General features: G+C 72.3%; 9 protein-coding genes and 1 tRNA gene. 5 read left to right on the forward strand and 5 right to left on the reverse strand.

The window, feature by feature from the left end; all coding sequences use genetic code 11:
• Window positions 1–138 precede the first annotated feature (138 nt).
• From glmU to ACWIF2_RS30560, 3 genes are all read right to left on the reverse strand, one after another.
• Complete coding sequence (gene glmU, locus ACWIF2_RS30550; RefSeq protein ID WP_454364050.1) at window positions 139–1584, reverse strand: bifunctional UDP-N-acetylglucosamine diphosphorylase/glucosamine-1-phosphate N-acetyltransferase GlmU; 1446 nt, start codon at window positions 1582–1584, stop codon at window positions 139–141.
• A gap of 124 nt (window positions 1585–1708) precedes the next feature.
• A tRNA-Gln gene (locus tag ACWIF2_RS30555) sits at window positions 1709–1781 on the reverse strand.
• A gap of 23 nt (window positions 1782–1804) precedes the next feature.
• Window positions 1805–2665: a hypothetical protein gene (locus tag ACWIF2_RS30560; RefSeq protein ID WP_454364051.1), complete on the reverse strand. Its 861-nt coding sequence runs from the start codon at window positions 2663–2665 to the stop codon at window positions 1805–1807.
• Between the two features lie 168 nt (window positions 2666–2833).
• Between ACWIF2_RS30560 and ACWIF2_RS30565 the strand changes: the two genes are divergently transcribed.
• Window positions 2834–4132 (forward strand): sensor histidine kinase, encoded by a 1299-nt coding sequence (locus tag ACWIF2_RS30565; RefSeq protein WP_454364052.1) that lies wholly within the window; start codon window positions 2834–2836, stop codon window positions 4130–4132.
• A 13-nt stretch (window positions 4133–4145) separates the two neighbouring features.
• Here the strand turns inward: ACWIF2_RS30565 and ACWIF2_RS30570 are convergent, their stop codons facing one another.
• Together ACWIF2_RS30570 and ACWIF2_RS30575 are read right to left on the reverse strand one after the other, a co-directional pair.
• The gene (locus ACWIF2_RS30570) at window positions 4146–4640 is read right to left on the reverse strand and encodes an SUKH-3 domain-containing protein (protein ID WP_454364053.1); all 495 of its coding nucleotides are present in this window, start codon (window positions 4638–4640) and stop codon (window positions 4146–4148) included.
• A gap of 85 nt (window positions 4641–4725) precedes the next feature.
• Complete coding sequence (locus ACWIF2_RS30575) at window positions 4726–5331, reverse strand: YwqJ-related putative deaminase (RefSeq protein ID WP_454364054.1); 606 nt, start codon at window positions 5329–5331, stop codon at window positions 4726–4728.
• Between the two features lie 390 nt (window positions 5332–5721).
• Here ACWIF2_RS30575 and ACWIF2_RS30580 point away from each other — a divergent pair, with 390 nt between their 5' ends.
• From ACWIF2_RS30580 to ACWIF2_RS30595, 4 genes are all read left to right on the forward strand, one after another.
• Entirely contained in the window at window positions 5722–6726 is a 1005-nt protein-coding gene (locus ACWIF2_RS30580) for an SMI1/KNR4 family protein (protein ID WP_454364055.1), read from the forward strand.
• Between the two features lie 8 nt (window positions 6727–6734).
• A complete protein-coding gene (locus ACWIF2_RS30585; RefSeq protein ID WP_454364056.1) occupies window positions 6735–9470 on the forward strand; it encodes an SUKH-4 family immunity protein in 2736 nt (911 codons plus the stop codon).
• 149 nt (window positions 9471–9619) lie between these two features.
• Entirely contained in the window at window positions 9620–10081 is a 462-nt protein-coding gene (locus ACWIF2_RS30590) for a carboxymuconolactone decarboxylase family protein (RefSeq protein WP_454364057.1), read from the forward strand.
• Between the two features lie 144 nt (window positions 10082–10225).
• On the forward strand, window positions 10226–11119 hold the full coding sequence (locus ACWIF2_RS30595) for a cellulose-binding protein (RefSeq protein ID WP_454364058.1): 894 nt from the start codon (window positions 10226–10228) through the stop codon (window positions 11117–11119).
• Window positions 11120–11163 lie beyond the last annotated feature (44 nt).

Consider the following 11163-nt stretch of genomic DNA (forward strand, 5'->3'; position numbering starts at 1 on the left):
TCCTCAGAGGTGTCGCAGCTGGGGTTTCGATCTGGGGTCGAGAGACCTCGTCGCCGGCTCGCGAGAGGGCGTCTCAACTGGTGGGGGTGCGGGTGTGCACTTATCACCGTACGCCGTGTTTGAGGCACCGGTTTCCGGTCAGCCCTCCTCGGACGACTCCCGCGAAGCCGCCTCCGCCGCCTTCGCGGCCGCGCTCCCCGGACGCTTTCGAGCCACCCAACCCTCGATATTCCGCTGCTGACCACGGGCCACGGCCAGCGAACCGGGCGGTACGTCCTTCGTGATCACCGACCCGGCCGCGGTGTACGCACCGTCCCCCACCGTGACAGGCGCCACAAACATGTTGTCCGAGCCCGTACGGCAGTGAGAGCCGATGGTCGTGTGGTGCTTCTCCTGGCCGTCGTAGTTCACGAACACACTCGCGGCACCGATGTTCGACTGCTCACCGATCGTCGCGTCACCCACATAGGAGAGATGAGGCACCTTCGTGCCCTCCCCGATCGTGGCGTTCTTCGTCTCCACGTACGTCCCGATCTTGCCCCTGGCGCCCAGCCGCGTCCCCGGACGCAGGTACGCGTACGGCCCCACCGACGCGGCCGGACCCACCTCGGCGCTCACGGCCACGGTGTTGTCCACGCGCGCGCCCGCCCCGACCCGGGTGTCGGTCAGCCGGGAGTTGGGCCCGACCTCCGCGCCCTCGCCGAGATGCGTCGAGCCGTGCAGCTGGGTGCCCGGGTGCACGACGGCGTCCTGCTCGAAGGTCACCGTGACGTCGATCCAGGTCGTGGCCGGGTCGACGACCGTCACACCGGCGAGCATGGCCTCGGTCAGCAGCCGGTCGTTGAGGATCCGGCGCGCCTCGGAGAGCTGCACGCGGTTGTTGATCCCGGCGATCTCCCGGTGGTCGCCGGCCACGGAGGCCCCGACCCGGTGCCCCGCCTCGCGCAGGATCCCGAGCACGTCGGTCAGGTACTCCTCGCCCTGGCTGTTGTCCGTGCGCACCTTCTTCAGCGCGTCGGCGAGCAACTGACCGTCGAACGCGAACACACCCGAGTTGATCTCACGGATCGACCGCTGCGCGTCGGTGGCGTCCTTGTGCTCCACGATCGCGGTCACGGCGCCGGTGTCGTCGCGGACGATCCGGCCGTAGCCGGTCGCGTCCGGCACCTCGGCGGTCAGTACGGTGACCGCGTTGCCGTCGGCGGAGTGGGTGGCGGCGAGGGCGTCGAGGGTCGCGCCGGTGAGCAGCGGAGTGTCCCCGCACACCACCACGACGGTCCCGTCGACGGACCCGCCGAGTGCTTCGAGACCCATCCGTACGGCGTGCCCGGTGCCGTTCTGCTCGGCCTGTACGGCGGTGCGGACGGCGGGGGCGATCTCGCCGAGGTGGGCGGTGACCTTCTCACGGGCGTGGCCGACCACGACGACCAGGTTCTCGGGGTGCAGCTCGCCCGCGGCGGCGAGCACGTGCCCGACGAGACTGCGGCCGCAGAGCTCATGCAGGACCTTGGGTGTGGCCGACTTCATACGGGTGCCCTCACCCGCTGCGAGAACGACGACGGCTGCCGGGCGGTTGGCGCTCACGGGATGCCCTTCGGCTGTGGATGGGGTGGGGTTTCATCCGCAGGATACCGGGGGGTTTTATGGGGGACACGAGAGTGGGCCCTGACTCGGCTGTCGCCGACCAGGGCCCGAACTTGAGCATGTGCTCCCCCGCCAGGACTCGAACCCGGACAGATGGCACCAAAAGCCACAGTGCTTACCAATTACACCACGGGGGAATAATCTCGACTAAACCGGACATTCAGTCAGGTCGCCGAGCGGCGCCTCCTACTATGCCGTACCAGGCGCCTTCCATGCGACGGTACAAGTCGGCGCTCTTGATCACGTAAACGATCAGGCAGCCGCGATATGCCTCCGAGGTGTTCTTGCGGCTTGTCTTCGGGTTGTGCTTCTTGAGGGTGGCCTTCTGGAACGTGGCTGGTGCCACGCCGACGAGTCCGGCCCAGAACTCTTCGGCCTCCGGCACATTGGCCGACTCGTGGATGCTCACCCGGAAGCGCAGGCGGTCCCGTTCTACGCCAAGCGTGTCCAGCCAGCGAAGGAAGAAGCTGATGACGTTCGGGTCGCTGTTGATGAAAAGGAGTCGCTCGCGGCGGCTGTAAGGCTTGTCCTTGGCGCCCTCTGCCCAGTAGAGGACCACTCCTGCCAGGAATAGTTCCCGGTCGGTCAGGTCGCCGACTGCTTGCTGGGCGACCGCCTTCGTGTGCTGCCGTTCCTCCTCGCGCCGTTGCAGTGTCGCTTCCCAGCCGCGCCTCGCGATAGCCGAAGCTTCCTCGGTTGAGCGCTTGCGCTCAGGCTTCGGCAGGTCCCGTACCCACAGTGAGATCGAACTCTTCGAGCAGCCCAGCTCCACCTGGATCTGGTCGTACGTCCAGCCCTGGAGTCGGAGCTCCCTGGCCTTCTCCCTCAGGTCGTCCTTCGCGTTCGGGCGCTTCGTCCAGGCCGGGGGTGGCTCGCCCTCCAGGAGGCGGTTGAGGATGTCGTTGTTGTCGATGTGCAGTCGGTCGCGGATCTGGCGGCGGCTCAGGCCTGTGCGGCGTAGTGCGACTGCCTGCTCCCGGAGGTCCTCGAAGTCGGCGTATTTGCCAGGGGCATGTGTCATACACGTACCGTCCGGGTGGAATGGAAGGTTCCGGGGTCGAACGGTGAGCGATTCAGCAGTTCGAGGGATATCGGGTGGTATTGCGTCTGAACGGTCACGGAGTGTGGTGTAGGCCAGTCCGGGAAACTCACCGGAAAACCGGCGGCGGGCGCCTTTAGGCTGGAGGGCATGACCGCGACGGGGGAAGACCATGTGACGGCCCGGGGAGGGCCGTGGTGGTGGGCCAGGCGGCGCAGTGCCGTGTTCGATGTGAGCCTGGCCGTGGCGTCCGCGCTGGAGTGCGGGTTCGAGGGCATTCCGTTCGCCAGGGATGCGGGGATCCCGGTGGCGGCGGGGGTGGTGTTCGGGCTGTTGGCCGGGTCCGTGCTGCTGGTGCGGCGGCGGTGGCCGATCGCCGTCGTGCTCGTTTCCATTGCCATCACGCCCGCCGAGATGGGCTTTCTGATGGGCATCGTCGGCCTGTACACGCTGGCCGCGTGCGAGTTGCCCCGGCGGATCCTCGTCTCGCTGGCGGGGATGTCGCTGCTGGGGACGCTCATCGTGACGTTCGTGAAGACGCGGCAGGACATGTCGCGGGGGGACCTGGACATCGGGGACTGGTTCGTGCCCTTCGCCGCCATCACGATGTCGGTGGGGTTCACGGCGCCTCCCGTGCTGCTCGGGCTGTATGTGGGAGCCCGGCGGCGGCTGATGGAGAGCCTGCGGGAGCGTGCGGACGACCTGGAGCGAGAGCTGCAGCTGCTCGCCGAGCGGGCGGAGGAGCGGGCCGAGTGGGCCCGGAACGAGGAGCGGACCCGGATCGCCCGGGAGATGCACGACGTGGTCGCGCACCGGGTGAGTCTGATGGTCGTGCACGCCGCCGCGTTGCAGGCGGTGGCGCGGAAGGATCCCGAGAAGGCCGTCAAGAACGCCGCGCTGGTGGGGGACATGGGGCGGCAGGCGCTGACCGAGTTGCGGGAGATGCTCGGGGTGCTGCGCAGTGGCGGGGACGAGCGGCGGGAGCGTGCGGCGTCGGTGCCGCTGGCGGCGGTGGGGGCGGCCGCGGCCGCGGCGGCTTCGCGGGCGGCCGACGACGAGGGGCCGTGTCTGGCGGAGATCGAGGAGCTGGTCGGGCAGTCGGCCGCCGCGGGGATGGTGGTGGATCTGTCCGTGGAGGGGGACGAGCGGTCGTATGCGCCGGAGGTCGAGCAGACGGCGTATCGGGTGGTGCAGGAGGCGTTGACGAACGTCCACAAGCACGCGGCCGGGGCGAAGACCTATGTGCGGCTGGCGCATCGGAGGTCGGAGATCGCGATGCAGGTGGAGAACGAGCCGCCCGAGGAGGCGGCGTCGTCGGCGCGGTTGCCGTCCGGGGGGAACGGGCTGGTGGGGATGAAGGAGCGGGTCTCGGCGCTGGGCGGGGTGTTTGTGTCCGGGCCGACGGACGCGGGGGGTTTCCGGGTGTCGGCGGTGATTCCGGCGTCGTAGGGCCCGGTGGGTGCTAGCTCGCGGTGAGGCGTACGGGTTCGGTGCCGGCGATGAGGGTGGAGAGGGCCTGGTCGATGTCCTGGCCGAGGTACCAGTCGCCGGTGTGGTCGAGGGTGTAGACGCGGCCGTCGGTGTCGATGGCGACGAGGGACCGGCTGTCGGTCTCGGCGCCGAGGGGGCAGACCTCGGTGCCGAGGGCGCGGCCGAGGTCGCCGAGGGTGCGGGCCATGTGGAGGCCGTGCAGCGGGTCGAGGTGCAGGGTGGCAGGGGCGACCTGGCGGCCGGGGCCGGTGGGGGCGATGTGGAGTCCGCCGAATTCGGCCCAGGCCTCGACGGCGGCGGGGAAGACGGTGTGCCGGTGGCCCGCGGGGGAGACGTGGTCGCGCAGGGCGTCGGCCCAGTACTCGGCCTGCTTGATGTCCCAGCGTCCGGATTGCCAGCCGGCGGCGCGCAGGGCGGCGTCGACGGGTACGGCGAAGCGGGTGGAGGAGGTGCGGTCGGTGTGCATCTGCCCTGCGTCTCGTCGAGGTCGTGGGACGGCGGGCGTGGGGTGCGCGCCGTGCTGCCGGTTGCTTCCGGGGTCGGGGCGGGCGTCAGTCGTTCGGGGACGCCGGGTCGACTATGCGGACCCCGAAGTGGGCGCTGAGCGCGGTGCAGGCGCGGCAGGGGGTGGCGAAGGTGCCGTGGAGGGGGTCGCCGTCCTCGCGGATGTGCCGGGCGGTGAGTTTGGCCTGCTTGAGGGCTTTGCGGGCCTCGCCGTTGGTCATGGGTTTTCGTGCGGCGCGTTTGCTGCGGGCGGTGTCGGCGGCGGCGATGTGCCGGGAGATGAGGATGGTTTCGGCGCAGCGGCCGGTGTAGCGGTCGCGCTGGGCGCTGGTGAGGGTGTCCAGGAAGTCCTGGACGAGGGGGTGCAGTCCCGGGGGTGTGTCGCCGCGGGCGGCGGTGCCGGTGAGGGTGGCGCCGCGGACGGAGAGTGCGGCGGCGACGGTGGGGAGGATGCCGTCGCGGCGGTGGTGGAGGGCGGGGGCGTGGGCCGCTTCGGTGGCGCTCCAGCCGATGCGGGGGTCGCCGCCTCGGGGGTCGCCGGCTCGCGGATCGCCGCTTCTCGGGTCGCCGTGGCGCGGGTCGCCGTGCCGGGGGTCGCCGTTTCGTGGGTCGGCGGACCTGCCGGTGTGTGGTCCCGTCTGTGTCGCGTTCATGATCGTCTTCCCCTCCGTGCATCCCCCCGGGGGTCACAGACTGCCAAATGCCGTGGCTGCTGCGGAAGCTGGGGCGCGGCGACACGCCCGTTCCGGGGTGTGCCGTCACGGTGGGGTGACGGCTGGTCACGGAAGCGGAGGGGGTGCCGACCGGTGCCGGTGACCGGTGTCGTCGTACCGCATAGGCTGTCGGCACCGCGGGCGATGCGGTGATCCGTTCGGAGATCGATGCAGTGAACCGGAGGGTGATCCGCGGGGTCGGCGCGTGCAGGAAGCGCAGAGAAGTCGAGACGGACAGTCGAGACAGACAGACGTGACAGTCGATACGGGCCGTAGTGCGCCAAAGGTGGTCAATACGGTTCGTACAGAGTGCCGCAGGGGGCAACCGCCATGACGACAGGTCGGCTCGGGCAGCAAGCCGCGCCGCCGAACGCGGCCTACGCCGGGCAGGTCGTGCATTTCCCGGACCCGGTCCGGGCGGCCCGTCACCCGAGAGGGGTGCGGGTCGACGAGCGTGGCTACCCCGACTTCTCGCCCTATGCGCGCGCGATCGCGGAGATCGCGGAGCCGCCGGAGGGTTTCGGTGTCGACGAGTTGCGGCTGACGGACTACGTGTCGGCGAACAGCGCGCTGTCGGCGTCCGGGCACGAGCTGTGGGACACGGTGCCGGCGGTGGCGACACCGCACGGCTGGACCTGGCACCACGCGGTCGCCTCGCGGCGGCTGGAGCTGGTTCCGGTCGAGGTGAAGGCGCTGCTGCGGCATCACGGCGGTGTGGCCACGTCGGGTGTCGATCACGGCAAGCGGGGCACGCGGCCGCTCCAGGAGACGCGTCCGGCGCACTTCGGGCTGCCGAAGTCGGGGGTGGCCGTGACGGAGTCGCAGGTGCAGGGCGTCGAGGAGGAGCTCGGCTACCGGCTGCCGGGCGCGTACCGGTCGTTCCTGAAGGCGGCGGGCGGCTGTGCGCCGGTGGGTGCCGCGCTCGACGCGGAGCTGGGGCTGCTGGTCGACCAGCCGTTCTTCACGGTGCGGGACGAGGCCGCGGTCAATGACCTGGTGTACGTCAACAAGTGTCTGCGGGACCATCTGACCAAGGACTACCTGGGCGTCTCCTTCGTCCAGGGCGGGCTGCTCGCCGTGAAGGTGAAGGGCGAGCGGATCGGCTCCGTGTGGTTCTGCTCGTACGACGACGCGCGGGACGTGGATCCCTCGACGCCGCCGGCGGAGCGGGTTGAGCGGCTGCTGCTGCCGTGCGGGGACGACTTCGACCTCTTCCTGTCGCGGCTGGCGGGCAATCCGCCGGAGTTGGAGACGGTGGCGAACCTGATGGTGGACGGCGGGTTCGCGCGTGTGGTGCCGGTGGGTGCGGTGTCGTCCTCGGCTGTGGGGGAGTGACTTCGGCGATGGTGACCTTCGCTCAGGCGCAGGAGCGCGCGGAAGAGTGGATCAACGGCGACCTGCCGTCGTACCAGCATCGTGAGGTGCGGGTGCGGGAGTTCGACCTCGGGTTCGTGGTGTGGGCCGAGGACCGTGCGGACGGGCCCCGCTCGGACGGGGGCGCGCAGCGACTGGTGATCGCGCGGGACAGCGGTGAGGCGACGCTGTGGCCCGGGCTGCCGGTGGGTGAGGTGATCCGCCGGTACGAGGAGGAGTACGGCCGTCCGGACGCGGTGGACGAGCCGGCGCCGGCGCCTCCCGCGCGGGTGGATCTGAATCAGACGTCCTTCCTGCTTACTCCGCCGGAGTGGTTGCAGGACGCGGCGGACAAGCTGGGGATTCCGGATCGGCGGGGGGCCGGGGCGGGGGCTGCTGCATCTGCTTCTGCCGGTGATTCCGCTTCCGGGAGTGGCGCATCATGGCCGGCCGCTGGGGGGAGCGACTCGGACGCTTCCGGCGCTCCTGCTGCTCCTGCTGCTCCGGTGGCTCCGGCCGCGCCTGCCGGGGCGACGCCCTGGGCCGGTACGGACACCAACGGCGATGGCGGTGACGACCGTTCCGTACCGCTGCCGGCGACGGTCTTCGCGCCGCCGCTGAGTGAGGCCGACGACAGCACGCCGCCGCCCGCGACGGCATCCGACGCCAAGACGGCGCTGATCGCGGGCGGGAGCCAGCTTCCGCGGACGGCGGTCACGCCGGCGGTGGACGGGCCTGGGGCCGGCGGGCGTCCGGTGGACGGGCCGCACGCGCAGGGTGCCGCTCCCGGTGTGCCGGGCACGCCGCCCGCCGGTGTGCCGCAGGGCAGTACGCCGCCGCCCGCGCCGGGCGGGCAGCCGTACGGCTATCCGCAGCCGCCGGCCGGGCCGGGCGCGCCCGAGCGGCCGCTCGCGCCGAACGCCGGGGACATCGCCGACGCCGCGACCAGCAAGGCGACTCCGCCGCCGGGTCGTGGCCGGGGCGCGGGTCCGACCACGCCGCCTCCGCCGGGCGCACCGGGTACGCCGGGTGCGCGGCCGGGCGATACGCCTCCGCCGTCGGGGCCCGGTGCGCCGGGGACGCCGGCGGGCGGGTATGTGCCGACGCAGATGGTGTCGGCCCTCGGTCCTGAAGGGCCCGGGGGGCCTGGGGCTCCTGGTGCTCCTCAGGGTCCCGGTGTTGCCGGGGGTTCTTCGGGGGCCGGGGTTCCGACGGGCCCTGGTGCGCCGCTGCCTCCGCAGCAGCCGCCGGGTGCGCCGGCTGCGCCAGGTGCTCCTGGTGCGCCGCAGCCTCCTGGCGCCCCCGGTGGTACGCCCCCGGGCGGTGTCCACCATGCCGCCACGATGCTTGCCGATCCCGGCCGGCCAGGCCCGGGCGCGCCTCAGCCGCCGCAGCCTCCGGGGCCGCCCGGTGCTCCTGGTGTGCCGGGTGCGTCCCAGCCTCCGGGTGTTCCGCATCCGCCCGGTGCTCCCGGTGCTCCCGGTGCTCCCGGTGCCCCTGGCGCCCCGGGTGTGCCCGGGGCCGGTGCGGGGCCCGTGCATCACGCCGAGACCATGCTGGCCGCGCCGCCCCCGGCGGGCGGCCCCGGTGTGCCTCCGCCGCCGCAGGCTCCCGGCGCACCCCCCGGCGCGCCGCCGATGCCGCCGCCCGGCGCGATGCCGGGTGCGGTGCCGCCCGGTGCGGTGCCGCCGCCCGGTCAGCCCGTCCCCGGGCCGCCGCCGGCGTACGGCTATCCGCAGCCGCCCGCCGGGCAGCCGACGGTCGGTCCCGGCTACCAGGCCGTGTTGCGCTACCGCGCTCAGGACGGCTCCGAGCAGCAGCTGATCCGGCGTTCGGCGCCGGGCACGCCGCACCCGGAGTGGCAGATCTTCCACGAGCTGCGGGCCATGAACGTGCCCCCGGACCAGGTGCTGGAGCTGCACACCGAGCTGGAGTCGTGCGAGCTGCCGGGTGCGTACTGCGCGCGGATGATCCGGGAGCAGTGGCCGCAGGCGCGGATCACGAGCATCGCGCCGTACGGCACGGACCACGCGAGCCGGCAGCAGGGCATGCAGCAGCTGCTGGCCCACCAGGGCGAGTTGCACCAGGTGGCGGACGGCCCGGCGCGTCCGGCTCCGGTGCGTGCTCCGCTGCCGCCGGTGCAGGCGGCGCCGCCGGTCCCGCCGGAGGCCGTCGCGCAGGAGCTGGGGGCCGCGTTCGGGCCGGGTGTGTTCCGGTTCGAGCAGGCCGCGGTGTCCCGTCAGGGGGTGCCGCCGGTCGTGGCGCACACGCTGGTGGCGGCCGGTCTGCCGATGGACATGGGCCCGTTCTTCTGGGCGCAGGCGCAGCCGGGCCGGCCCGTTCCGACGCTGGCGGAACTGGCGGCCGAGCGCGGTGTGCAGCCGGCCTCGGACGCGGGTTCCTATCTGGTGATGGGCAGCGACTTCGGCAAGGCGATCTGCGTGCAGTACGGCACGGCCAACATCGTCGCCGTGCCGGTGGAGGCGGGGCCGGGCGGGGCGCCCGTGCCGCCGCAGTTCGTGAACACCGGGCTGCCGGAGTTCGCGCGCTGTCTGGCGCTGCTCGGGCGGATGTGGCGGCTGCGGTTCGGGCTGAACCAGGAGCAGGCGGGCCGCTGGACCGTCGACTTCCAGGCCCAGCTGGCCGCGCTCGACCCGGCGGCGCTGGGGTCGCCGGAGAGCTGGTGGTCGGTGCTGCTGGAGCAGATGTGGGACGGACTGCTGTGACACATCGCCGCTGACGTGCGGAAAGAGAAGCCGGGTCCGTCGGTCGTACGACCGGGCCCGGCTTCTTCGTGCCCGGCTGTCACATCTCCTCGTGCCGCTTCGTCAGTGGAGTGACAGCACACGCACCGCCGACTCAGGAGGCAGAGATCATGCAGGCACGGATGACGAACCCGGCGTACGTCCTTCCCGGCGCGATGAAGGGCATCGGCGGCATCTTCCAGGCGATCGGGGAGGGCGGTCTGGCGCAGGACGTGGCGGAGATGGCCGGGCTTCGCGCCAGCCAGATCAACGGCTGCGGTGCCTGCGTGCACGGGCACGTCGCCAACCTCCGCAAGGCCGGGGTGAGCGAGGAGCGCATCGCGGCCGTCGCCGCCTGGCGGCACGCGCCCTTCTTCTCGGACGCCGAGCGCGCGGCCCTGAAGCTGACGGAGGCGGTGACGCGGGTTTCCGACCTCTCGGGGGAATCGGTGCCGGACGCGCTGTGGGACGAGGTGGCCGACTACTTCGACGAGAAGGAACTCTCCGCGCTGATCCTCACGGTCTCGGTCACCAACATGTTCAACCGCATCAACACGACCATCCAGGAGCCCGCCGGCACCACATGGGGCTGACGGCCGTACGGGCCGGTCGTGGGCCCGTGACCTCTGTGCGGAGTGTCGCGTTATGAACACTTCTGCCTGATCCACCAAGATGTGCGCGAAATCATCCCGTTTCTTGTGCGGCTTCGCGTCGGTGAGGTGGAGAGGGGTTCCAGGATGAGCAGCGCGTCGGTGTCGCCGCACGGCTTCGTGGCCGGGCGGGGGCGTGGCTACCGTCCCGAGCAGGTGGACAGGTACGCCGAGGCCGTCTCCCAGAATCGTGACGCGGCCTGGGAGCGGGCCGCCCGGCTGACGGTGCTCGCCCGGCAGATGGACGCGGAACTGGCCCTGCTGCGGGAGACCGTGGCGGGGCTCGCGCCGCAGGACTACGCGTCGCTCGGGGAGGGGGCGCGGCGGCTCTTCGAACTCGGCCGGGAGGAGGCCGAGGCCGTTCGGGACAGGGCGCGGGAGGATGCGCGGCGCATCGTCGAGGAGGCGCGGGCCGCCGCGGCCGAGATGTGCGAGTCCGCGCAGGCGCACGCCGACGCCGTACGCGCCGACGCCGACGAACGCGCCCGGCAGCGGCTGCTCGTGGCGAGCGCGGAGGCCGACGAGATCCGGGTCTCGGTCCGGTGCGGGGCGAAGGAGCAGCGGGGTGAGGCGCTGGCCGCGCTGCGGGAGATGCGGCAGCGCTCCTCCGGGATGCTCGCCGAGCGGGACAAGGAGCGTGCCGAACGGTGGGCTGAGCTGGAGCGCGAGGAGGAGGCGCGGGCGGAGGAGCTGGACGCGCACCACGCCGAGGCGGTGGCGCGCGCCGAGCGGGCCCTGTCCGACGCGGAGCAGGCCCTCGCCGACGCCGGGGAATCGGCCCGGAGCCGGCAGGAGGAGGCGCAGGAGCGTGCCGCGGAGCTGGTCGCCCAGGCCCGGGAACACGCGGACCGCGTCGAGGAGGAGACGGAGCGGCTCCTGCGCGCGCACGCCGAGCAGGGCGAGGACGTGCGGGCCCACATCGACCGCGTCCACGCCAGCCTGGCGGCGTGGGCGGGGCCGACGGGGCCGGCGGGGGAGTGACCTCGGCCGTCGCGCGGGGGTGACGGCCGCGGGCACTCCCGGCG

The organism is Streptomyces sp. NPDC055506 (assembly GCF_053643595.1).

What these genes read in the sequence shown, in the direction of transcription:
- ACWIF2_RS30570 (WP_454364053.1), bottom strand. Translation starts at nt 4,640, where the DNA reads ATGCACACCGACCGCACCTCCTCCACCCGCTTCGCCGTACCCGTCGAC.
- ACWIF2_RS30575 (WP_454364054.1), bottom strand. Translation starts at nt 5,331, where the DNA reads ATGAACGCGACACAGACGGGACCACACACCGGCAGGTCCGCCGACCCA.
- ACWIF2_RS30585 (WP_454364056.1), top strand. Translation starts at nt 6,735, where the DNA reads ATGGTGACCTTCGCTCAGGCGCAGGAGCGCGCGGAAGAGTGGATCAAC.
- ACWIF2_RS30595 (WP_454364058.1), top strand. Translation starts at nt 10,226, where the DNA reads ATGAGCAGCGCGTCGGTGTCGCCGCACGGCTTCGTGGCCGGGCGGGGG.
- ACWIF2_RS30560 (WP_454364051.1), bottom strand. Translation starts at nt 2,665, where the DNA reads ATGACACATGCCCCTGGCAAATACGCCGACTTCGAGGACCTCCGGGAG.
- ACWIF2_RS30580 (WP_454364055.1), top strand. Translation starts at nt 5,722, where the DNA reads ATGACGACAGGTCGGCTCGGGCAGCAAGCCGCGCCGCCGAACGCGGCC.
- ACWIF2_RS30565 (WP_454364052.1), top strand. Translation starts at nt 2,834, where the DNA reads ATGACCGCGACGGGGGAAGACCATGTGACGGCCCGGGGAGGGCCGTGG.
- ACWIF2_RS30590 (WP_454364057.1), top strand. Translation starts at nt 9,620, where the DNA reads ATGCAGGCACGGATGACGAACCCGGCGTACGTCCTTCCCGGCGCGATG.